This is a genomic window from Paenibacillus sp. y28 (genome assembly GCF_037137075.1).
Lineage (GTDB): Bacteria > Bacillota > Bacilli > Paenibacillales > NBRC-103111 > JBBBNV01.
In genome coordinates this window covers 40,653-63,538 of the sequence record NZ_JBBBNV010000025.1, presented here as the reverse complement: position 1 = coordinate 63,538, position 22,886 = coordinate 40,653, and the positions used below count along the sequence as shown (strand labels likewise).

17 protein-coding genes and 4 pseudogenes are annotated in these 22,886 nt (G+C 47.7%); 17 read left to right on the top strand and 4 right to left on the bottom strand.

The genetic code is table 11. From position 1 onward, the window contains the following. The first annotated feature begins 86 nt into the window (after nt 1–86). The 6 genes from WBG83_RS17710 (at nt 87) to rlmH (ending at nt 5,628) form a co-directional block, all read left to right on the top strand. The gene (locus WBG83_RS17710) at nt 87–1,322 is read left to right on the top strand and encodes a S1C family serine protease (RefSeq protein ID WP_336746593.1); all 1,236 of its coding nucleotides are present in this window, start codon (nt 87–89) and stop codon (nt 1,320–1,322) included. 167 nt (nt 1,323–1,489) lie between these two features. After that, the gene (locus WBG83_RS17705; protein WP_336746592.1) at nt 1,490–1,699 is read left to right on the top strand and encodes a CxxH/CxxC protein; all 210 of its coding nucleotides are present in this window, start codon (nt 1,490–1,492) and stop codon (nt 1,697–1,699) included. Nucleotides 1,700–2,061: 362 nt separating this feature from the next. Then, nucleotides 2,062–3,081 (top strand): methionine ABC transporter ATP-binding protein, encoded by a 1,020-nt coding sequence (locus WBG83_RS17700; RefSeq protein WP_336746591.1) that lies wholly within the window; start codon nt 2,062–2,064, stop codon nt 3,079–3,081. After that, nucleotides 3,071–3,736: a methionine ABC transporter permease gene (locus WBG83_RS17695; protein ID WP_336746590.1), complete on the top strand. Its 666-nt coding sequence runs from the start codon at nt 3,071–3,073 to the stop codon at nt 3,734–3,736. Before WBG83_RS17700 ends, WBG83_RS17695 begins: the two co-directional genes overlap by 11 nt. Before the next feature lie 49 nt (nt 3,737–3,785). Further along, nucleotides 3,786–4,655 carry a MetQ/NlpA family ABC transporter substrate-binding protein gene (locus WBG83_RS17690; RefSeq protein WP_336746588.1) on the top strand — a complete coding sequence of 290 codons (870 nt, stop codon included), beginning with the start codon at nt 3,786–3,788 and terminating at the stop codon, nt 4,653–4,655. Nucleotides 4,656–5,148: 493 nt separating this feature from the next. Further along, nucleotides 5,149–5,628, top strand: a complete 480-nt coding sequence (rlmH, locus tag WBG83_RS17685) for a 23S rRNA (pseudouridine(1915)-N(3))-methyltransferase RlmH (protein ID WP_336746587.1) — start codon at nt 5,149–5,151, stop codon at nt 5,626–5,628. Nucleotides 5,629–5,855: 227 nt separating this feature from the next. On the opposite strand, the pseudogene WBG83_RS17680 reads toward rlmH, so the two are convergent. Both WBG83_RS17680 and WBG83_RS17675 read right to left on the bottom strand, forming a co-directional pair. Beyond that, nucleotides 5,856–6,245, bottom strand: a pseudogene (locus WBG83_RS17680) (SDR family NAD(P)-dependent oxidoreductase); the annotation flags it as partial. A 38-nt stretch (nt 6,246–6,283) separates the two neighbouring features. After that, nucleotides 6,284–6,442, bottom strand: coding sequence for a MerR family transcriptional regulator (locus WBG83_RS17675; RefSeq protein ID WP_336746586.1), 159 nt, complete (start codon nt 6,440–6,442; stop codon nt 6,284–6,286). 135 nt (nt 6,443–6,577) lie between these two features. On the opposite strand from WBG83_RS17675, the gene WBG83_RS17670 reads away from it, so the two are divergent. From WBG83_RS17670 to WBG83_RS17655, 4 genes are all read left to right on the top strand, one after another. Then, on the top strand, nt 6,578–9,133 hold the full coding sequence (locus WBG83_RS17670) for a LuxR C-terminal-related transcriptional regulator (protein ID WP_336746585.1): 2,556 nt from the start codon (nt 6,578–6,580) through the stop codon (nt 9,131–9,133). 137 nt (nt 9,134–9,270) lie between these two features. Then, entirely contained in the window at nt 9,271–12,678 is a 3,408-nt protein-coding gene (locus WBG83_RS17665) for an S-layer homology domain-containing protein (protein WP_336746584.1), read from the top strand. 665 nt (nt 12,679–13,343) lie between these two features. Beyond that, a complete protein-coding gene (locus WBG83_RS17660; protein WP_336746582.1) occupies nt 13,344–13,670 on the top strand; it encodes a DUF2834 domain-containing protein in 327 nt (108 codons plus the stop codon). Between the two features lie 65 nt (nt 13,671–13,735). Further along, a complete protein-coding gene (locus WBG83_RS17655; RefSeq protein WP_336746581.1) occupies nt 13,736–13,948 on the top strand; it encodes a hypothetical protein in 213 nt (70 codons plus the stop codon). Nucleotides 13,949–14,103: 155 nt separating this feature from the next. On the opposite strand, the gene WBG83_RS17650 is transcribed toward WBG83_RS17655, so the two are convergent. Next, nucleotides 14,104–15,015 (bottom strand): helix-turn-helix transcriptional regulator, encoded by a 912-nt coding sequence (locus tag WBG83_RS17650; protein WP_336746580.1) that lies wholly within the window; start codon nt 15,013–15,015, stop codon nt 14,104–14,106. 97 nt (nt 15,016–15,112) lie between these two features. On the opposite strand from WBG83_RS17650, the gene WBG83_RS17645 reads away from it, so the two are divergent. Continuing rightward, nucleotides 15,113–16,057, top strand: a complete 945-nt coding sequence (locus tag WBG83_RS17645; RefSeq protein WP_336746579.1) for an alpha/beta fold hydrolase — start codon at nt 15,113–15,115, stop codon at nt 16,055–16,057. 306 nt (nt 16,058–16,363) lie between these two features. Further along, nucleotides 16,364–16,546: pseudogene (locus WBG83_RS22660) on the top strand (HAD family hydrolase); the annotation flags it as partial. A 281-nt stretch (nt 16,547–16,827) separates the two neighbouring features. Here WBG83_RS22660 and WBG83_RS17640 read toward each other — a convergent pair. Beyond that, nucleotides 16,828–17,153 (bottom strand): annotated as a pseudogene (locus WBG83_RS17640) (IS5/IS1182 family transposase); the annotation flags it as partial. 423 nt (nt 17,154–17,576) lie between these two features. Here WBG83_RS17640 and WBG83_RS17635 point away from each other — a divergent pair. The 5 genes and pseudogenes from WBG83_RS17635 (at nt 17,577) to WBG83_RS17610 (ending at nt 22,835) form a co-directional block, all read left to right on the top strand. Continuing rightward, entirely contained in the window at nt 17,577–17,987 is a 411-nt protein-coding gene (locus WBG83_RS17635; protein WP_336746578.1) for a hypothetical protein, read from the top strand. 15 nt (nt 17,988–18,002) lie between these two features. Next, nucleotides 18,003–19,031, top strand: a complete 1,029-nt coding sequence (locus tag WBG83_RS17630; RefSeq protein WP_336746577.1) for an SAVED domain-containing protein — start codon at nt 18,003–18,005, stop codon at nt 19,029–19,031. Between the two features lie 1,145 nt (nt 19,032–20,176). Beyond that, nucleotides 20,177–20,761, top strand: coding sequence for a hypothetical protein (locus tag WBG83_RS17620; protein ID WP_336746576.1), 585 nt, complete (start codon nt 20,177–20,179; stop codon nt 20,759–20,761). A 92-nt stretch (nt 20,762–20,853) separates the two neighbouring features. Next, nucleotides 20,854–21,522: pseudogene (locus WBG83_RS17615) on the top strand (response regulator transcription factor). 38 nt (nt 21,523–21,560) lie between these two features. Beyond that, the gene (locus WBG83_RS17610; protein WP_336746575.1) at nt 21,561–22,835 is read left to right on the top strand and encodes a sensor histidine kinase; all 1,275 of its coding nucleotides are present in this window, start codon (nt 21,561–21,563) and stop codon (nt 22,833–22,835) included. The last annotated feature ends 51 nt before the right edge of the window (nt 22,836–22,886 follow it).

The following is a 22,886-nucleotide window of genomic DNA, read 5'->3' as shown; positions in this document are numbered from 1 at the left end:
CTTGTTTTTGCGGGAAACTGCCGTGTTCGAAGAATATAAATAAAAAATCATGCTGGCGATGATTCGCTTGGGAAGAGGGGACGCTCGTGAGCTTCTTTGAGGATGACTTTTATTCTACCCGTGTCGAGCGGCCCCGCGGCCGGCAGGATTGGCTGGCTGCACGTCTGCGGGAGCGCCGCAGGAAGTCGGTGCTGGCCGTCGGCGGTGCGATTGTTGTGGTGATTGTGCTGATCATTATTGCGGTGGGCATCGGGCAGAGCAATGAAACAGGAGCAACGATCGAAATGGCTGCCGCCCCGGTATCCGGCACAGCGTCGGCAACCAGCGCAAGCGGAAGCCTTGCGGGCGCATTAGCGATGAACGATGCGATTGTGCGCGCGGTGGAGCTGGTGAAGCCGACGGTGGTCAGCGTCATTAGCAAGGACGGGGACAAAACCGCCGGCAGCACGGGAGTGGGCATGGGATCGGGCGTTATTTTTCAAAAGAACGGGGATAAGGTTCGGATTGTAACCAATCACCATGTGCTGCTGAACAGCAGTCAGGTCGAGGTCGTGCTGTCCACGGGTGAGCGGAAAAAAGCCGAGGTTCTCGGGAAGGACCGGATTACGGATTTGGCCGTACTGGAAGTGGATGCGGCAGGAGTGAAGGCCGTTGCTGAATTCGGAGATTCCGACACACTTAAAACAGGGGAGGCCGCGATAGCGATCGGCAATCCGCTTGGCCTCGGTTACTCTTTGACGGTGACGACGGGTGTTATCAGTTCTCCGCAGCGTCGTATCCCGGTATCGCTTAACGGGGACAATAACAACGATTGGGAAACGGACGTGATCCAGACGAACGCAGCGATTAACCACGGAAACAGCGGCGGAGCGCTCGTTAATCTGGAAGGCAAAATCATCGGCATCACGAGCATGAAAATATCCGATGACGGCGTGGAGGGGCTCGGTTTTGCGATTCCGATCAATCAGGTGAAGGCGACAGCGGACAGTCTGATTGAGTTCGGCAAGGTGAAGCGGCCGTTTATCGGGGTCACGACGGTGGACTACGACCCGCAAATGCAGGGTGTGGAGGCGCTGAAGCTGCCGGATACAGTCAAGAACGGGCTTATCGTGCTGGAGACGAGCGGGCCTGCCAAGGAGGCCGGGCTGCTGACCAATGATGTCATTGTCGAACTGGACGGGAAGCCGGTGAGCTCGACCCTGGCGCTGCGCAAATACATGTACAATGAGAAGAAAATCGGCGATAAGATGAAGCTGACGTACTACCGCGGCGGCAAGAAGCAAACGGCTTCGCTGACCCTTGGCGAGTCTCGCAAGGAGTAGTCGCAGTTATTATTGGACCGTACGCTCTGCCAGGGTGTGGAATTCAATAAATCGGAGCCGCAGGAAATACTAAGAGTCAGACACAGCTTGCGTCTGTAAAGCAGGCGGCTGCGCTGCCGCTGATGTAGTTCCTCCGGTTATTATGAGTAAAGGGGGCGGTGATTCGGATGAGTTCAACGATAGCAGTGTGCCGGGCGCACCTGGAGCTGGCGATTGATTGGTTTCTGGATGAGACGCTTGAAGCGCCGGACGTGCTGACGCTGCAGGAAGCCGCGGAGCGCAATCAAAAGCCGGACGGCGAGATGGTTTGCAAAGAATGCGGACAGCCGGCTGAAGTTATTGTATGTCCGTGCGAGAAAGAACCGGAGCCTGTCTAAAGCCGAGGAGATCGAGGCCTAGCGGCCCTACCACGTATGCCGGAGCTTGCTGCGAGGCGGTGAAGGCCGCGTTGCTGCTGCACAGTTGAGTAGCCCCGCCAATGCATCTGATGGAGATGAATTGGAGGGGTTTTTTTACAGTTATGGAAGTAAAAGTGCGATTTGAAGTGATTGACAATATCCGAGTAGACTGGTATGATTTAATCTATTCTATTCGACAAATTACGATAAATAGACAATGCGTGATACCATATTGGACATAGAGCTTTTTGGTTATGCACCGGGTTCCTGCTTGTTGTACAGCCTTGACGGCTATATACCTGGCTGGTCAATGCGGTGATGTTTGTATGGGGGGTTACACCGTGATAAGGCTGGTAGATCTGGTTAAGCAATATCAGACGAAGCATGAAACCGTGGTCGGCGTAGACCACGTTAATTTGGAAATTAAGCCAGGCGAAATTTTTGGCATTGTCGGTTACAGCGGCGCAGGCAAAAGCTCGGTGCTTCGCTGCATTAATTTATTGGAGCAGCCGACTTCCGGCCAAGTACTGGTGAACGGTCTGGACTTAACCAAGCTGTCGGCCGAGCAGCTTCGTCTGGCGAGACAGAAGATCGGGATGATTTTTCAGCATTTCCACCTCATTAGCAGCAAAACTGTCTATGAAAACGTCGCCTTTGCTTTGAAAGCGGCCGGTAAGCCGAAGGCCGAGATGGGGAAGCGGGTGAAGGAGCTGCTGCAGCTGGTTGGACTGGCCGACAAAGCAGATCAGTATCCGGCTCAGCTCAGCGGCGGGCAGAAGCAGCGTGTCGGTATAGCGCGGGCGCTCGCCAATGAGCCGCAGGTGCTGCTTTGCGATGAGCCGACCTCGGCGCTGGACCCGACGACGACGCAGTCGATTTTAGCGCTTCTGCGGCAAATTAACCGCGACCTCGGGCTGACGATTGTCCTGATTACCCATGAGATGGAAGTGGTGAAGGACCTGTGTCACCGGGTAGCCATTATGCAGCAGGGCAAAGTGATTGAGCAGGGCACGGTGTACGATGTTTTTGCCAATCCGGTGCAGCCGCTGACGAAGGAATTCATTCATAATGCTTTGGAGTTTAAGCTTCCTTCTAAGCTGTGGGATAGGCTGGACCCATCAGGCAAGGTGCTGAAGGTGCTGTTCCGGGATGAAGCCGCGGAGCAGGGCATTATCTCCGATCTGCTGAAGTCGAGCGGGATTCGCGCTAATATTTTGCACGGGAAGATTGAATATATCGGGGACAAGCCGCTCGGCACGTTCATTATGGAGGTCGCCGGAAGCAGAGAAGAGATTGAACAGGCGGTAAGGTATTTGACGGACCGCTCCTGCGGGGTGGAGGTGATGACGAATGTCGGTTGATGGGCTGCTGCAGCTGCTGCCGGATATGACGAAGGCTTTCTACGAGACGCTGTACATGGTCGGCATCTCCTTAATCATCTCCATTGTGCTAGGTATTCCGATTGGGGTGCTGCTGTTCATAACCGCCAAAGGCCTGTTCGTCGAAAACCGGGTGCTTAACACTGTACTCGGACTTGTTGCGAATATTATCCGTTCCATTCCGTTCCTGATTTTGCTCGTGTTGCTTATTCCGGTCACGCAGTGGATGCTCGGGACTACGATTGGCCCGACCGCGGCTGCTGTGCCGCTTACGGTGGCGGCAATTCCTTTCTATGCCCGGCTGGTGGAGGCTTCCCTGCGAGAAGTAAACAAAGGGGTCATCGAGGCGGCTGTCGCTGCAGGAGCCAAGCCATGGCTAATCATTCGGGAGGTGCTGCTGCCAGAGGCGAAGCCTGGGATTATATCCGGTTTAACGATTACGGCGATCAGCCTGCTCGGGTTTTCTGCGATGGCTGGAACGGTTGGCGGTGGCGGTATTGGTGACCTCGCGATCCGGTTCGGGTATTACCGCTACGACAACCAGGTTTTGTTTACGACAGTGATTGTGCTGATTGTTATGGTCCAGATCATTCAATATATTGGTGACTGGGCCGCCCGCAAGGTGGATCGGCGCTAATGGCTGTTGAAAAACTATAGAGAGAATGAATTCAAAGGAGTAGAGAGAAATGAAAAAACGTATTTCCTTGCTGCTGCTGGTCGTACTGGCGCTTACGCTGCTCGCTGCTTGCGGGACAAGCAAGCCCGCAGAACATGCCGGAGCTTCCACTAACGACGCGGCGAAGACGGAACAGAAGAAAGAACTGAAATTCGGCGCCACAGCGGGTCCTTACAGTGATATGGTCAACAAAGTGATTAAGCCGCTGATGGAGAAGAAAGGCTATACGATCTCTGTTGTTGAGTTTAACGACTACGTGCAGCCGAACAAGGCGCTCGCAAGCGGCTCGATCGATGCGAATCTGTTCCAGCACACACTGTATCTGGAGAAATTCGCAACGGACAACAAGCTTGAGTTGAAAAGCATTATCAGCGTGCCGACCGCGCCAATGGGCCTATATTCCAACAAATTCAAATCGCTGGATGCGATTGAAGCCGGCAGCACCCTGACGATTGCCAATGACCCGTCGAACCTGGCCCGCTCGCTGCTGCTGCTGCAGGATATCGGCCTGGTTACAATGAAGAAGGATGTTAATCCTGCGACTGCTTCGGAGAAGGATATCGCGGAAAATCCGAAAAACCTGGTTATTAAGCCGGTTGAAGCTGCACAACTGCCTCGTACAGTAGACAGCACGCCGCTTGCGGTTGTGCCGGGGAACTTCGCGCTTGCCGCGAAGATGGACTTGACGAAGGCACTGAAGCTGGAGAACATGGCGGAAAACTACCGCAACATCATCGCAGTGAAAACTAGCGATGTAGATAGCCAATTCGCTAAAGACCTGAAAGAGGTTGTACAATCCGCCGATTTCGAAAAAGCGATTGATGAGCAGTTCAAAGGGTTCTCCAAGCCGGAGTGGATGACGAAAAAAGCGGCGAAATAAGGCTGGACATGCAATTATAGTAGTAAGGATGGAAATCAGGAGCCGCCGACAGTGTGTCGGCGGCTTTTTGATTGGTGAAAAATTTAAGCCCGTGACATTCGCAACTTATCGCTAAATCCCCGATATGAGGGCAGGTGCTTTCACAGAAAACAAAATGATGAGGCTATGTGATGAAGGATACGATTATATAATGACATACCAAATGAATAAATGAACAAGGGATACTTAAATCCCCAGGTGGGTGTTTTGCCGCTAGGGAAGGACTTCGCGACGCAGCGTTATTTCCGGTATAATTGGGAAATCATGTTCCACGTGAAAAAGTAAGTACTGTGGTGGTCTGGGGTGTGGGGGAGGATGTTGTTGTCCTGGGTTGTGAGGCACTGTGAAGGTCTCGTCGCACGGGTGGCGGCACATAACGGCGGTGGGCCACATGCCCCCCCACTGTAATGAAATAAACGTATAAGACTTATACAGATATAAAAGGAGCTGGAACATGCATATTCAAATTGCAGCTATTGGAAAACTGAAAGAAAAATATTTGGTGCAGGGCATTGCAGAATACGCCAAGCGGTTAGGGCCCTACATCAAGCTGACCTTGACGGAGGTGGCCGACGAGAAGGCGCCGGAAACGATGAGTGCGGCGGAGGAGGCGCAGGTCCGTGACCGGGAAGGCGAACGGCTGCTGGCCCAAATTAAGCCCGAGGCCCACGTCATTGCGCTCACACTCGACGGCGAGCTCTGGTCCAGCGAAGAGCTGGCGTCGCAGCTGGACAAGCTGGCCACCTACGGACAAAGCCATGTAGCTTTTGTCATCGGGGGCAGCACCGGCCTGGCTCCGGCGGTACTGCGCCGGGCCCAGCAGAAGCTCTGCTTCGGCCGCATGACCCTCCCGCACCAGCTCATGCGCCTAGTGCTGGTGGAGCAGGTATACCGGGCGGTGAAGATTAATCGGGGGGAACCGTATCATAAATGACGGCTAAATTTTTGGCAACGATCAGGCGAGATTATTTGGGGACTGGCACACAAGTACATAATTTTCATTTTTCATGCAGAGCTACTGATGCAAACGATGCTTTTTCTGTGAAAGAGCTGCTTTCATACCGGGGATGCGACAGAAAGTCATGACGATTTAAGGACTTAGGTCATGAGTGCGGCTTTTGAAGGAAGCTGTTGCTTGAGAAGAGCAAAGCCCCAGTCACTTTAATGGTAGATGGGGCTAAGGCCAGATACTATTCCATTGTGGTTTTTCAATGCCAAATACATAGTTACGAGGACGACTTTATCTCGTGACACGCGTAAACAATCCACGGAAGTATCGTATCCAATTTCAGCTTTACCCTCTTCTAATCCTCTGAAAATTCCATCTGCGAAGGCATCCAATGGTTCTACATGCGTATGCAACCCCGCTCCGCTTAAATCGGTGCCCACTGCCGGTGGAGCAACCTCAATTACTTCTACAGACGTATCAGAAAGTTGGTGTCTTAGGCTCATTATTAAAGAATGAAGCACCGCCTTCGTTGATGAATAAATAGGAGCCATCGCAAATGGTGTAAAAGCTAACCCAGATGTCACGTTAATGATTGTCGCGTCTCCTTCTACTATCCAATCTATATATCGCTTAATAGCACTTATAGTAATATGTGCATTTTATAACAAACAACGGTTTCCAGGAGCGAAATTTGATCCTCTGAAAATAACCGCCTGCCAGCTTCATCATGCTCTATTAGTGGTAGTAGTCCTTTTTTTTCATAATAACGTATCGCTTTATTCTGCAAACGAGAGCTCATTCGATTTTAGGGACACCTAAGTAGTAACTGAAATTGTATTCATTCGCTGGCCCTGATCTTGAACATAATAAGAGGAGAATTTATTGAATTTGTAGAATTGTAGTTTATGTTAACGTCACATGCGGAGGAATTTCCATGATTGTACGCACAAAGCTATATATCCCCTATGTCCGTCACGATGTGGTAGGAAGGCCGCGGCTGATTCGCAAGCTTCATGAGGGAATGCAAGTCAAACTGACGCACGTTTCGGCACAGGCCGGTTACGGCAAAACAACAATGTTAAGCGAGTGGGCGAAGCAATGCGATGTGCCTGTAGCTTGGGTTTCGCTGGATAAACGGGATAACGATTATATACAATTTTGGAGTGGTGTAACTGCTTCTATTCAAGAGACAGTCCCAAGCTTTGGCGAGGCGATCTGCTCTTTTCTTGAGAGAGGGCTATGGGCGTCTTTAGAGCATGCCATTCCTGCTCTGTTGAATGATCTAGATCAATTGACTAGCAAGCTGGCAATCGTTCTTGATGATTATCAATTCATCGAGAATTCTGGTATTCATGACTCTCTGACCTATTTACTTGAACGGTTGCCATCCCACGTTCATCTATTTATAGCAAGCCGCAATGAATTGGCGATACCTACTGCCAGACTTATGGCAACTGGCCAACTCAACCAAATTACGATGCAGGATATGCGCTTCCTGCTGGACGAGGGACAAGCCTTCTTCCGGGATACGACGGATTTGGAGTTAACAACGGAGCAAGTGGCGGAACTGCACCATCAGACCGAAGGCTGGATCAGCGGGCTGGAGCTGGCGGCAATCTCTCTGAAGCAGAGCGCTAATATAGCCGAATCTATTTATCAGTTTAATGGTCGTCAGCATCACATATCAGATTACCTGCTGGAAGAAGTCTTCAGCCATCTATCCGAGGATATGCGCTCCTTTCTAGTCGATACGTCTATTCTTAGTCGATTGAACCATTCACTATGTCAGGCCGTAACTGGACGACAGGACAGTCAACGATATCTGGAGAGATTAGAGCAGTTGAACTTGTTCATCATCCCCCTCGACGACCAGAGAAACTGGTATCGGTATCATCATTTGTTCTCGGACTTTCTGCAGCGTATGGGGGCGAGGACGGATACCAACAACTGGGTACAAGCGCATAGGAATGCAGCGGACTGGCTCGAACGCAATGGACTGGACGAGGATGCGATGGAGCATTACCTGGCAGGAAGTCACTATGAGGATGCCGTTCGATTAATTGAGAAAAATCTTGATATGTTAGTACAATCAGAAAGTATAGCGTTCATCAGATGGATGTCTGCTATACCGGAGCTATTTTTTGCCGAGAAACCGATGGTTGAACTATTCTATATAACGGTTATGTCGGGCATAGGGAATCATGAAGCAGCTTCTCTTCGAATCGAAAAGGCTCGGGTTCGGTTTCAAGCTTTGAAGGGTAAGCTAATAGAGGCAGAATGGAAGCAAGCGATGGGCAACATTTACTTTTTCAGTGCAGTCGACTCTTTTCTGAAAAAGGACTTGGTCAAAGCCTCCGAATATTATGAGCGGGTAGAGCACTATATGCCGGAGGGCAGCGTCTTTCAGACCATGTGGCGCTACCAATATGTCGGCTATGACCCCTTTACGGATTATTTGGCGCATATCAATGATCTTCATGCAGCCGATGTGTTCTTATCCCGATGGGTTGCCGCTTTGGAGCACAAGACGCAGTATCCTCTTGCAGGCACCTTCTTTGCTGCTTACAGCAAATTACTATACGAGTGGAACCGGCTGGAGGAGGCTGAGCGGTATGCAAATCTGGCGCTTGGACGAAAGGATATTCGGCCTTACGTACGGATCTTTATTCAGGTAGTCACTAGCGCTTCTTGGATTCAACAAGCCCTTGGCAATCCGGACAAAGCTTCCGAGCTTCTCTCGGATTTGGAATCGCAGCTCGATTCCCCTGAATATCAGTTATTCATGTTGAAGATAGAGGCCGAGCAGGCTTGTCTGGCCCTGCGGCAAGGTGCTACCGAGGAGGCACTTGTTTGGCTGCGGGGATGTGGCTTGGCACATACGGATGAAGTTTCTCTCCATCATGCTCTGGAGTATATGGCTTATGCCAGAGTGCTTGCAGCAAGCGGACAATTGGAAGACGCACTGGATTTATTGGGCCGCCTGAATCAGCTATTGCGCAAGGAGGATTGTCTTCGTGACCGAATCAAGGTGCTCATTATGCAAAGTGTGACACTTCAGCATTTGGGCAGGACGGCGGATGCTCTGGAAAAGTTGGAGACTGCTTTGCAATTGGGGGGGCCTGAGGGTTATGCCAGGAGCTTCGTAGACGAAGGCGTGGTGATGACAGAGCTGCTGTCTACTTATTTGAAGACAAGGTCAGCAAAACCTGTTCGAAATACGACTAGGGATACGCTGGTCTATGTGAGGCAACTGCTTCAAGTCTTTCAGGCCAGCTCGGTACCGCAGATATCGCATACAAACTTGCTGACCGAGCAGGAAACGAAAATTGTTCAGTTGATCGCGGATGGATTGCCGAATAAGGAAATCGCCATTCGCCTGAATATTACGGGTGAGACCGTAAAGTCCCATATTAAAAATGTGTACAGAAAGCTTGAGGTAAACAATCGCGTACGAGCACTTCAGCGTTCTAGAGAATTAAGGATATTGTGACTATGTCCATCTATGTGGAGTAAGGTCAGCGCATGTCCCCCCCAAACGGGGGATTTTTTTTTTGCCCATATAGTCATATAGTAATCCAAGTATCACAAATTGAACCATTGACAAAGAACAGGAGTGAAACTTGAACGATGCTTACAAGTGCCAATAAGAAGGCCCTCAACAAAGCGGTAAGAGGCCATATCCGATCTGGCTTTACAAAGGTGCTGCTAAAGAGGGGAAGCATATTATTACTATTGATATTAATGATATTGTCCTCGTCGTTATTTCCTTCACAAGCATCAGCTGATGTTAATATCGACAATATGATTAAATGTTCCGATGAGAATGGCTTTTGTAGCTTTCCGGGGACGCAGGTTGTCTACTTTGGCGCGAACGGAGCCTATCGTTCTGCTACGTTTACTTCGTATGTGTTATGTACGATCTACTATTTCAACAGCGATCCCATCAATGGTGTAAAGAAAGCGTGTTACGTCGCCAAAGGGGATGTGCAGTATTTCAGCACTGGCGCTGCATCAGGGAGTGCACCAACCGATAGTAATTTATATGAAGTGGGGGCAACTGTTACGGTTCCGGACCAAGGGGAGCTGGAGAGGCCGGGTTTTACCTTCATGGGCTGGAATACGAAAGTGGATGGAACGGGGACTCTCTATCCTGCAGGCACTACCTTCACGATGGGGACGGCCAACGTAAGGTTGTATGACTGGTGGAAGTGGGGAGAGCCTGCAGAGTCCGTGTATAGTGGAACGGGAACAGCGGATGATCCGTTTCAGATTGCAACTCCCGTGCAATTAGATAAGCTCAGAAACTACTTCTTGGAGAGTGGCTTGTATTTCAAGCTCACGGCCGATATGGACCTAAGCGATTATCAGTCAGGAGCAGGCTGGGAGCCCATTGGGGGAGAAAATACCCCCTTTAACGGGAATCTGGATGGCAATGGACACAAGATCACGAACCTCTTTATTAATAGGTCAGCTGGTTATACAGGGCTATTTGGCAATATTGGCGATAATGCCAGCGTGACCAATATGAAACTAGTGGATGTGAATATTGAAGGAGAATACTGCGTTGGTGGTTTGGCATGTGTAAATAACGGAACAATTAGCAACATCTATGTTACGGGAAGTATAACAGGCGGTGGGTATGTAGGCGGTTTGGCAGGTGCAAATGGAGGAGCAATTACCAACAGTTATGTTGCAGGAAGTATAACAGGAAGCTTTGGTACCGGCGGCTTGGTAGGCGGAAATTATGGTCCGATTGACCAAAGCTATCATACGGGAAGTATAACAGGGACCCATACTGTCGGCGGCTTGGTCGGTGAAAATAACGCTCCAATTAGCAACAGCTATCATACGGGAAGTATAACAGGGACCCATACTGTCGGCGGCTTGGTCGGTGAGAATTACGCTCTGATTGACAAGAGCTATGCCGCGGGAAGTGTAACAGGAAACAGTGCAGCAGGCGGTTTGGTCGGTGATAATTATGCTGCGGTTAGCAATAGCTTCTATGACTCGGAATCAACGAATCAATCGGATACAGGTAAAGGCATTGGCTTATCGACTTTAGCTATGACGAAGCAAAGTACATATGCGGGCTGGGATTTTACGAGCACATGGGGGATAAACGCGTCAGGCAATTACGGATATCCTTATCTGCGTGCGATACAAAAGTTTGTGACTTACGATGGAAACGGCAGCGATAGCGGGGTCACACCGACAGACAGCAGCTCGTATGAGCAGGGTGTCACGGCATCGGTGTATGGCAACACGGGCAGCTTGGCGAAGAACGGCTACACATTCGCGGGCTGGAATACCCAAGCGGATGGAACCGGGATCGATTATGCTGCCGGCACCACGTTCCAGATGGGAACGGCGGATGTGATGCTGTATGCGAAGTGGTTATCAGCAAATATGTTGTTGTCTAGCTTGTCCACGGATCAAGGGGGATTAACACCGGTGTTTGCAGCATCGAATTTGAATTATACATTGAACGTGTCTAATGCGGTCTCAAGTCTCCATATTACTTTGACAAAAGCAGACCCGAATGCAGCTTTAACGGTTACGGGTGCAACATACAGTTCGGTAACGGGCAATGTATATACTTACAGCGCTTCGGATCTGATTGTCGGGCCAAACCTTATTCAGATTTTGGTAACTGCGCAGAATGAGACAACAAATACGTATAATCTAACAGTAAACCGTTTAAGCAACAACGCCGAGCTGAGCGGATTGGCACTATCCGGCATCATGCTAACTCCAGCATTCACTCCCGGAACAACTTCGTATAGTGCTAGTGTCGGTAATCCTATATCCAGCACGACCGTAATGGCAAGCTTATATGACGGTAACGCGACGATGACCGTGAACGGAGCAGCGGCTGCAAGCGGGCAAGCCAGTAGCGCTATTCCTTTGAACCCTGGCACTAACGTGATTCCCATCGTCGTGACAGCGCAGGATGGCACTACGAGAACTTATACGGTTACGGTGACGCGTGCATATTCGTCATCCAGTGCAAGCAGCGGCGGATCGACTGGACCGACGACTTCCAGCAGTGCAGTTATCTCGTCGAACGGTACACTGACGCTTCCCGTCGGTAAGTCGGGTGAAGTTAGCTTGGGCGATAGGGTCAAGATTATTATCCCTGCAGATGCTTTTGGCAAAGAACTTAAAGTAATGATTGAACTAGTGGCGGACACACAAGGGCTGCTCTCAAGCAAAGATGCTCTGGCCACCCCGGTATATGAGGTTCTGAAAAACTTCCCGGAAGACTTCGATAAGGAAATCACTCTTATATTTACCTTCGATCCGAGTAGCTTACAGGGAAATCAAACACCTTCTGTATTCTTCTATGACGAAACAAATAAGACATGGGTAAAAGTTGGAGGCGTGGTAAATGGTAATACTATTACCGTAAAGGTAAACCACTTTACAAAATTTGCGGTCTTCGGCGTAGACCACGGCGTAGACCAAGGAGCGGATGCAACGGGAAACACGCTGCCGCCGATTAACCTCAGCGATATTTCCGGACACTGGGCGGAGGTGAATATTAAGCAAGCGGTAAGCAACGGCATCGTTAGCGGCTACCCGGACGGTTCGTTCAAGCCGAATTCTACAATCACGCGTGCGGAGTTTTCGGTCATGCTGATGAATGCGTTGAAACCGCAACGAGATGGAGTTGTACTTACATTCATCGATAAGGAGATGATCGGTACCTGGGCACAGAAAGCAGTAGCGCAAGCCGTGCAAGCAGGCATTATTAATGGATATGAAGACGGCTCCTTCCGTCCGGATGCTGAGATTACACGCTCTGAGATGGCGGCCATGATCTCGAACGCGCTAGGACAGTCGATTCAAGCGACTGTTACAAGCTTCGCTGATGACAAGGATATCCCGGCATGGGCAAAAGGCGCAGTGTCGGCCATGAACAAGCAGGGCATTATCGAAGGCAAAGGCGCAAACCGATTTTCTCCTGGAGATAAGGCAACAAGAGCAGAGGCGGTAACGGTACTGCTGAAAATGATGGCACAAAAGAGCAAGTAAAGGACACATAGACAAGGCTGGTTCGAATCGAATTCGATTCGAACCAGCCTTGTACGCTATTTGGCAGAGAAGCAACTCAAGGCAATCATGTTCTGAATAGAAGCGCACTGGTGGAGGAGCTGACAAGCCCCTATTTTCGCCGATAGACCCGTTAAGCTGAACCGTATCATAAGTGAGGGCTAAAAATTAGCGCGTCAAGGATATAAAAAGGGGATTAATAAGCCTCTGAGGTCTTTGGTTTCGAAGGTTCCGTAGTTCTTTATATCAAGACTTGTCCATTATTTTCCTCAAAGTGATATAATGTGGAAAGGACGTTTCGGAGTGGCGATGGAATTTTTCAACTAATTTTTCCAACTCTATCGCAATGTTTGTAACGGCTACATTGCCTTCTCCCCGCCCTTCCCTCTTGCGCTGACAAGAAACTCTCTTTCGGCCACATGATCTATCCGCACCAGCTACTGCTGGCGAGCAGATTTATCGCGCGATGCGGATAAATCGGGGAAACCATACCATAAGTAGGGGCAAGTTTTTTGAAAAATCGCGCTGCGGGCTTGGAACGGAGCCTTTAAGGACATGGGTTGAAGCGGGGTCTCGCGTAGCAGCGAAGATGGAGCAAACGGACTTTTGCGAGCTTTTTGGAGTTACAAAATAATGGAGGGTTATAAATGAAGTACTTTTACGGAGTATTATCTTTTTTGGGACTCGTCTTGCCCTATTCACAATTCATCCCTTGGGTCGTGCGCAACGGCCTCGATTTGACTCTCCTATTTGAAGACATAACCAGTACGCGTATCGGAGCTTTTGCATGGATGGATGTTTTAGTTACCGCGATCGTGCTTATGGGATTCATTCTGTTAGAAGGCACCCGAAAGAGAATGAAATATTTATGGCTGCCGATTGCAGGTACGCTACTAGTAGGTCCTTCACTGGGTCTTCCCTTGTTTTTGCTTCTTCGACAATTACACTTGGAGAAAAACATGCTGGCGAATTAGCGTTCATACGCAACTCGAACAATAGGGTATTATCCTAATTAAAGGAGCACGAAGGCATCGAGTTTTTGATGATCGCTAATTTGTCAGGTGACCCTGTGCTCTTTCAGTTTGATCAAGAAGCCGTAGCTGACAAATTTATCAAAGATAGACGTAATAGGCTCTATCGCAAGGGAAGGGACGATCTTCACGCCGAGCAAGATGGTTCAGCATTAGGGGTAAATGGCTATGAAACGATCATCTATAAAGTGGTTGAGCGCATGAAAGCGGGGGGCCTCTAGGATGTACCCGCAATTTCATTTGACGGGTTGCGTGAAGGCAAGTACTGTGGAATTCCTTGCGGAGCATGGATTTGTATAGGTCATCGTCATTATTTGAAGCGCCTAAAGACCCAACTCATGTGGAATTGGTCAAATAGGCCGAGACGAGACCTTAATCAGGAATAGTTCTTCATCATTTGAGATAAATAATTTCGAAAGTCTTCAACGTAGGATTGGGGCTCAACAACTTTTAGATGAGTGCCGAAGCTTGCTAAAAGTTGAAATCCCCTATCATTTTGAGGGACATATATGGTTGCTAATAAAAGTCCAGAACCATGGTCTTCAATACTTTTTCGACCATACCTTTCGATGATTTGATCTTTGATGTTAGGCGATATCCATGCCTTAATGGTGACGAATTGCGTTAGATAACTTGCAACGCGACCTTGCTCAGACCAATCGTCTCTAGGATGAAACGCACGTTCATTCATAGTAATATGATCGATCCGGGATAACTTGAATGTTCGAGATGCCTGTCGATGTAAACAGAAGCCTTTCAGGTACCAACTCGATTCGCTAAAATGCAGCTCATAGGGCTCAACCATTCTATCCGTTACAGCCCCGTCTTTGTCTGTATAATTAAACGAAACCAGTCTTTTCTTTGTTATGGATTCTTGACATGTCTTTACGGTTTCAAGAATTTCGGACCGACCTTCCCAATTATAAAACGACAGTTGAATGGAACGATTCAGAGACAATGGACTAACCATTGCCTCTATTTTTTTTATCGTTCTTTCAACTTCTTCGGTAAGGAGGATTTGTTCCAATCCACCCAGCGCAGTTACTATATTTTGTAAATCGGAGCTGCTTAATAGGCGTTTATCCACTTTGTATTCATCCATTATGCCGAAACCCCCTTTGACCCCAATGACAGAGTAGATCGGGATGTTACATAAGCTCAATGTTTCCATATCGCGAAGGATCGTTCTTTTGGAGACATTGAATAGTTGTGAGAATTCCGTTGCTGCAACAACCTCTTTTTTCAGCAATATCATGATAATTGAAATGAGTCTCTCCACTTTGTCCATAATTGCCCTCTTTTTACATGATTTCAGAACGATGACCATAATATGTCACCTTTTATCCATTATACTACATGTATCACAAGAAGGAGGTTTGAATTCAATGTTTAATTCAACCGATTTTCCCAAGCCCACCCTTATTTCAGTCAACGGTGTGGAACTCGAAGTGTTTGAAGCAGGTCGAGAAAACGCAGGAAAACCTATTGTACTCTGCCACGGCTGGCCAGAGCATGCCTTTTCTTGGCGCTATCAGATGGACGCACTTGCTGCAGCGGGATACCATGTCATCGTCCCCAACCAGCGGGGTTACGGCAACTCATCCCGCCCGAACGAAGTAACAGACTATGACATTGAACACTTGTCGGGTGATCTCGTCGCTCTTCTCGATCACTATGGATACGAAGATGCCACCTTTGTCGGTCATGATTGGGGCGCATTTGTTGTATGGGGATTGACCTTGTTGCATCCCAACCGTGTAAACAAGGTGATTAACCTGGCCTTGCCTTATCAAGAGCGCGGAGAAAAACCCTGGATCGAGTTCTTGGAACAAATACTGGGCGGCGACTACTATTTTGTCCATTTCAACCGACAGCTAGGCGTCGCGGACGCCGTATTAGAAGAGAATCCATCCAAGTTCCTTCGCAATATGTTCCGCAAGAACGTGCCTCCCGCACCTCCTCAGCCAGGCATGGCGATGATTAATCTTGCCAGAGCAGACATACTACTCGGAGAGCCCGTAATGAGCGAGAGCGAACTGGCTGTTTTTATCACCGCTTTCGAATCAACAGGGTTCACGGCCAGTATAAACTGGTATAGGAACCTTGATCGCAACTGGCACTTCCTAGCAGACGCAAACCCGATCATCCAACAGCCCACCCTCATGATCTATGGCGATCGTGATTTGATCCCGAAGTTTGAAAGATTGCCAGCGTTCGTGCCCAATGTAGAAGTGGTCAATCTGGATTGCGGTCATTGGATTCAGCAAGAAAAGCCGGAAGAAACAAACCAAGCAATTTTGAAATGGCTGGAACAGCAGGATGCCACCTAATCCCAAGAGCGTTTCAGGGTTGAACCAAGCTGAACCGTATCACAAATAGTAGTAAAGCGGAGAATGGAATGAACAGTGAGTTTAAATAGTAATTAACAAAGATACGACTGGAGCGAAGTTACTAAATCCGGTCGTATCTTTGTTAACAATTATTTAGCTAATTGGCAGTTTACTTCAATACAGGAGTCTAGCATCTCTCTTGAATTTAGGTTAATTATTTGGAAGAATTACTTGTGAGGAGAGATGCAAATGTTGTACATACAGGCAATTGTACTAGACTAGGACGGAACATGACTCGGCAGTGATAAATCCATATCACCTAGAAATTATGAGACTGTTAAAAGATGTTATGATTCTGGAATTCATATTATAGTTGCCACGGCGCGACCACCTAGAGAGGCTAATCAATTTGTAAAGAATTTTCCTTTTGTAGACTATTTGGTTCTCCCCATTCTTCAAAGCTATTGTGAATGCGGGGTCTACAAGTAGCCTGGTTTAAAGAGGAATTTATATGTTTAGGGAGCCTTTCGATTTTTTTACCATGAATCGCATCGTCATTAAGGTCGAATTTATTCCTCATGGCTGGGAGAGTATTATGTATCCAATTAATATGGTATTGTTTGACCTAGATGATACACTTGTACACGTTGACGACTATTGGGAAAATAGTGTCAAGGACGCGTTCAGAAATCATTGCGCCAACGACCGGAGCCATTGCAAAAGAGGCCAAAAGAGCACCCGGAGTCCCTTTTCGAGGTTCATGACCAGCGGTTGTCTCGTGTCCGGTCGAGCTGGTCCGCCAGCACGGCTACCGGGTGTATCCGAACCGGGTACGGTAGCGTTCCACGGCGTCCTGCAGCGTCGGCCCTTCGTTGTAGTTATCCCACGATAGATGTTCGCGGAATGCGAAGCCATTCACCACGCTGATCGCCAGCTTCGCGCCGAACTCGACGTTCGCCTTGGCTTTGCCGCCGCGCACGATCGGTCTCATGTGAGGGTGCGCAATGCTGACGATTCGATCCGGCACGGTGTGTGTTCGCTGTTCGTACATGGCTTGCTGCTGGCGGTAGAGCTCCTGAATGACCAGCAGCTCCTTGTCAAGGCGGCGCGGCTACCGCGTTAGGTTACCCGCCGTCTCGGCGAGACCGGAGATGGGAGCATTATATTTACCCCGCGCTGTGCTGATGAACACGGACGATGGAGGCATCGAGCGAGCATTTTTCGATTGTCTTTAGCCGGGCATCCACCTCGTGTCTTCCGTTCCGCTGGCAATCAGTAAGTATTTGATTATTTCCCATTGGTCGTCTCGAGTTTACCAGTTTCTAAGCTGTTTGGATAGTTTGCAAACACGCCCTAATACGGGGTAAATAAAGGAAAAATATATAAAATTAGTTCTGCTGAGTTAGTCAGTTTAGAGCCTGTTAACGGTTGGGGGAATTTTGGCAAATGAGCAAAAACCTAACGATAAGGTATTCTTATTCATTTCCATTCAAGGAAAGAGTAATGGAGGGAACGAAATATGATTGACGACAAAAACCGAGGAAACCGAAGACCATCACTTTTAGAGCCGCAATCACAAGGCGGAGATACGGCAGATTCTGGGTTTGAATTTCAAAACAACATGATCCTGTGTAAACTTCCGTTTTGGCTATCATTCGAAGGGTTTGATTCAATCATTAGAGAGGCGACAGCTGATTTTGAAGTTAAATTCTTTGCTCCGAGTGATGGTATATATCGGGAAGCAGTTGAAGCGAAAAACCATCGTATTACACCTGGGGAATTTTGGGGAGAAATATCTCGCTTTATGGAATTGGATGAGGGCAGCCCAGGAACTTATAGCAAATTTACATTGTGCTGCAGTGAAATCTCCGATGAACTTAAACCCCTCATATCTGGACTACGCCGTGTCCGTGAACCTCAATCATTCTAGGATCCCGGATCGAAAGTGCTGGATAACTCTTATTCTGATTATGTAGGTAGGGTCAAGGGTCTGGGAAAAGATGAGTTCATCGCCAGGTTCCTTTATGATAAGGTACTTATTGAACACAACTGGAATTTAAATAGAAACGATGATATGGCCAGAGGTATTTTTAGTGCCCAGTTTCAACGACATCTTCCTTTGTATGATGAACTGCCCCAAAAGGAGATTTCAAACATATATGAGGCGTTGCTCGCTTTATTAAAGGCTAACAAAGCTCGCCCTATTACCAGATTACAAATTGAAACTACAATTAAGTGTGCAATTAGTGAAAGGTTCCATTTTGATCAACCTCCTGTAATTATCTCAACAGAAATAGAACAGTATCCAAGGGAAAGTAAGTATTTGCAATTTAAGTGGGCTGTTTTTTTTGGAGGGGAGAACCGTTGTTACCCGAATACTGAGCAGTGGAACGAAACATTGTTGAAACAGCTAAGTGAGACTTCAAGGTGGATTACTGAAAACCGTTCAACAAGGAAAATTTTGCTGAAAGGAAGCCGTCGACTTTCATCTGAGATGGCAATAGGACATGTATTTTCCGCTGTCTCTGGGTTTACTATTGAGATGGAATATCGTGGGGAAAGAATGTCGACAATTGATTTCCCCGATTCCGAGACGCCTGACTATCCGTTTGAGACAAATTATAGTCCAGGTGCTGGTGAACGCTTAATAGTGACAGTTGGAATTATGAAGGAAAACCTCAAACTTGAAGTCGCTCAGTTCATAGAGTTGAACGAGCAAGGTTCATGTCCCGAATTGAATCTATTCTCAGCATCTCCTATCAATTCTGCGAAGCAAGCAAGTCTAGCAGCTGAAAACATTAAAAAAGAGATAATGTCTGCAGTTCTAAAGAGTAATGCAAATTATATTGACTTGTTCTATGCGGGTCCAGCGTATTTAGCTTTATTTTTTGGACACATAAGGAATACTTTACCAAGGATTCAATGTTTTGAACGAGTGAAAGTAAATGTATACGTCCCAACCTGTTTAATTTGACGTACAGTTCCGGAGACTGTCACGCAGAAAGCCTTTGAAAGCAAAATCTAGCAATCTGTAGGGCCGCGGCTTAAACTGGTAGGTGGGTCTGGTTCCTGGATGAACCTATCGAATAGTCCGACTATCTCCATCACAGCCAGCCAAAAGCCCCACACAAACTCCATCAAGCCAACAAAACGGAGAACGTCCATCACAGGCGTTCTCCGTTTTGTCACGCACGATCCCCCAGGGCCTCTCTTGCTACCTGCTGCGCATAGGCTTCACCCAGGCCGATGTTAGGAGGGCAACTGTGGCGATTTTTGTGTATTGCGTCTAGCCCATGCCTTCCCAATCGCGACGACCAGAATCGCAGCACTGGCTAAAGGCCATTACCCACTTGGCTAGCGTAAAGCAGCCTGCAGCCGAAACCAACCCGTTAAAGGTGTTCCGCGTAGTGGTGTAATAGCACCAGCATCGACAAGTTCCCCGCGTAATCGAACAGTCCGGCGAATAACGGAATCATGCAAAGCTTCAACGTGTGGGATGATCCTGGCGATGTCTTGCGAAGAAGCACCCAGGAACTCAGAGCCAAAGCGCTCGTGTAGTCCGGTGAGACTACGCTGCAAGTGCTAGAGGAGCCAGGTAAAGCCGCCCAGTCAGACTCGTATATGTGGCTGTATCGGACAGGGCGATTCCTTTCCAGCAATGTTCCCTATCCATTGGTTCGCTGGACAGTGAAAGGTTCTCCTTGAATCGGTCATATCACAAAATAAACCGATCGGACGAAGCTGTGGTATCCTTACGGTTCCTAGGCCAGAAAGGGAGCAGATCGCGAGGAAGGGTTACTCCTCGAGTTTACCCGCTCTGGTTGCGCCCGCACACCGTGTTGAAATGTTATGAAGGAGATTTTGTGAATGGTCCGTTGTCATCGTTGTCGGTTTGATGGCTGTTCCGAGCATCTCGGGATCACTTCCATCGTTCGCGATTTGACGCTCGAATCCGCGTCATTATGAATTCATGCTTCATTTCTTTCGTTCCTCCGCGTGGTCGTTGAATTCCCAGCAGATAATTTTCACATAATGTCATGAAAATTTATTGAAATTTATTATCTATACTCGAAACAGAAATCAGCTGGATGAACGATACCTCGATTGGAGTGCTGCGAAATGAGCAAGAATAAAAAGGTGTGGATTGTGGCGGTTGCGGTGATGGGCGTGGCTTTGCTATTAATCGTGTATCAGATGCTTAATGGTATGGGGGTTGAAGGGGAGCAACGGCATAAAATGGGGACAATAAGCGGCATATTCAAAACGTTGGGCACCATTTCGGTTTTTCTTGCAGCGGGGAGCTTCTGGTGGATATGGTTTAAGAAACAGCGGAAATCTCCATCTTCTTTCATTCGAGGAATGGGAAAGCTGCTGCATCGATTGCATGAACCGCTTGGCTGGCTGGCCCTGTTGCTGGTTGTTTTTCATGGGGGTTACTACCTGATTACCGATTTTCAGAACCGTGATACCTACTCGGGAATTGCCGCTTTTCTCATCCTGTTAGCGATAGGAGGCTACGGCTTTTTTATCCAAAACATTCGCAATCAATGGATGCGCGTTATTCACCGCACGCTCAGCATTGCGTGGGTACCCGCGTTAATCATTCATGCGGGAGGTTCGGCTTTTATGGCCACACTTCTGACATTGATGGTAGGTGTGTTGGTATGGGTTTTTGGTAAGAAGAAGGTACAACAAGTCGGTTAAATGTAGTTCTTAGTCTCTCGTATGGTACAGGCAGCCAGAGTCTATACGTGGAGGAAACCGGGTTTCATTAAGCGATTGAGGCGGTGGGCGACATGCGTACAATTTATTTGGTTGAGGATGAAGAGCATTTAAATCATTTACTGAAAAAATATTTGGAGAAGGAAGGCTACAAGGTAGTTACCTTCTACGAAGGCGAAGCCGCGCTGCAAAAAATAGCTGACTTGCCCGATTTGTGGATATTGGACATCATGCTCCCGGATATGGATGGGTATCAGCTCATTAAAGCGATCAAAGAATTCAAGCCTCAAACGCCAGTTATTTTTATGTCGGCAAGAAACCAAGAGCTCGATCGCGTGGTCGGTTTGGAGTTAGGCAGCGATGATTATTTATCTAAGCCATTTTTACCCAGAGAGCTCGTGATTCGAACGAATAAATTGCTTCAGCGTCTAGATGTGAGTAAAGCAGAACCCGCGGCTGAATTGGTGTTAGAGGGCTATCTTGTTGATCACCGGTAAAGAACCGTCTATGATCGTGACCAGAAAATTATTCTTACGACGAGAGAATTCAGCCTGCTACAATATTTTATCCAGAACCACAATACCGTTGTGACCCGGGAGCAGATTCTTGAAAAGGTCTGGGGTGATCATTATTTTGGCTCTGACCGCGTTGTCGACGACACGATCAGGCGATTGAGGAAGAAGTTAACCAGAATGAACCTTGAGACCATCTATGGATTCGGCTACAAATTGGACATGAAATGATGAAGATCAGATCACTTACCTTAAGAATATGGATCATTATGTCGATTGTTATACTCAACGTAGCATTGGTTTGTTTATTTGCTTTTTTGTTTATCACGAAAGGCTTTGATAATGACAAATCAACCATTCTTCTGGAGCTTACTCATCGAATTGTATTGGAATCGGTTCAAGAAAACCCCGGGACTGCAAGTGCTACGGAGCCTGTTATTAATCCTCATTATTATCATTTTGTTCTTGATAAGACGAATGGACAGCTCACGCATTCTTCAGGAGCAGCTCCGATTCCGGATGCTTTATCACATCAATTGGATAGCTTCATTCATGAGAATAAAGGACAAATTATAAAAGAAACGATAAATCGCAAGGCATATTTCATTCGAATCAGCCCTGTCGGGGAGTCACGCTATCTTGTTTCCTACACTATCCCTAGTGAGCGTGAGAACTTGCTGAAGATCGTCATCATGGCCTTATTGGTCACATTATTCAGCTTGCCGATCTCAAAATTAATTGCAAACAATATTGCCAAGCCGTTAAAGCAGCTAGAGGAGTACACCAAACGGCTGGCTAATAAAGAGTGGGACAGTGAGCTTGAAATTAGAAGTGAGGATGAGATCGGCAGACTAGCTAAGGCTATGAAGGAAATGAAGGAAGCTCTACAAATAGCGGATGAAGAAGAACGAAAATTTCTGCAAAGTGTCTCCCATGATTTAAAGACTCCGGTCATGGTCATTATGGGGTATGCTCAGGAAATTATCGATGGGATGTATGAGGGGACTCCAGAAGCATCGGCTTTAATTATCAAGAATGAGGCGGCTCGTCTTGAAAGGAAAATCAAACAAATCTTATATTTAAACACACTTGACTATGTATTAGATAATGAACGGGATTATGAAGAGATTTATCTGGATAAGCTGCTGAAGTACCTTGTAACTAATTTCCAAGCTGTGAATTCCGAATTATTATGGAGCTTAACACTGAATGCCAAACAAGCTGTCGTCTTGGGCAGTCAGGATCGGATACGTGTATCCATAGAGAATGTTTTGGAGAATCAGCTTCGATTTGCAAGAAAGACGATTGAGGTTGTTTTGATGGATACAGGACTGTTTTGGAGAATTGAAATCAGCAATGACGGTCCATTCATTTCTGAAAAGGATATCGACCACATTTTTAAGTCTTTCTTTAAGGGGCATAATGGAAATTTCGGGCTTGGTTTAAGCATCTCCAGTAAAATAATCCAGTTTTACGGGGGGAGCATTGAAGTGCAGAACCGCAATGGACAGGTATGCTTTATAATTACTTATCCTAAGAAATAAGGCTGGACCACCCGAGAGGAAACGATGGTCAAGGGGAGATGTAACACAGGC

Bases quoted from the DNA above. Each gene is read 5' to 3' on its own strand.
- WBG83_RS17620 (WP_336746576.1), top strand. From the start codon at position 20,177: ATGAGCAAGAATAAAAAGGTGTGGATTGTGGCGGTTGCGGTGATGGGC.
- WBG83_RS17645 (WP_336746579.1), top strand. From the start codon at position 15,113: ATGTTTAATTCAACCGATTTTCCCAAGCCCACCCTTATTTCAGTCAAC.
- WBG83_RS17660 (WP_336746582.1), top strand. From the start codon at position 13,344: ATGAAGTACTTTTACGGAGTATTATCTTTTTTGGGACTCGTCTTGCCC.
- WBG83_RS17695 (WP_336746590.1), top strand. From the start codon at position 3,071: ATGTCGGTTGATGGGCTGCTGCAGCTGCTGCCGGATATGACGAAGGCT.
- WBG83_RS17610 (WP_336746575.1), top strand. From the start codon at position 21,561: ATGTCGATTGTTATACTCAACGTAGCATTGGTTTGTTTATTTGCTTTT.
- WBG83_RS17650 (WP_336746580.1), bottom strand. From the start codon at position 15,015: ATGGACAAAGTGGAGAGACTCATTTCAATTATCATGATATTGCTGAAA.
- WBG83_RS17705 (WP_336746592.1), top strand. From the start codon at position 1,490: ATGAGTTCAACGATAGCAGTGTGCCGGGCGCACCTGGAGCTGGCGATT.
- WBG83_RS17690 (WP_336746588.1), top strand. From the start codon at position 3,786: ATGAAAAAACGTATTTCCTTGCTGCTGCTGGTCGTACTGGCGCTTACG.
- WBG83_RS17665 (WP_336746584.1), top strand. From the start codon at position 9,271: ATGCTTACAAGTGCCAATAAGAAGGCCCTCAACAAAGCGGTAAGAGGC.
- WBG83_RS17670 (WP_336746585.1), top strand. From the start codon at position 6,578: ATGATTGTACGCACAAAGCTATATATCCCCTATGTCCGTCACGATGTG.
- rlmH (WP_336746587.1), top strand. From the start codon at position 5,149: ATGCATATTCAAATTGCAGCTATTGGAAAACTGAAAGAAAAATATTTG.
- WBG83_RS17635 (WP_336746578.1), top strand. From the start codon at position 17,577: ATGATTGACGACAAAAACCGAGGAAACCGAAGACCATCACTTTTAGAG.
- WBG83_RS17675 (WP_336746586.1), bottom strand. From the start codon at position 6,442: ATGAGCTCTCGTTTGCAGAATAAAGCGATACGTTATTATGAAAAAAAA.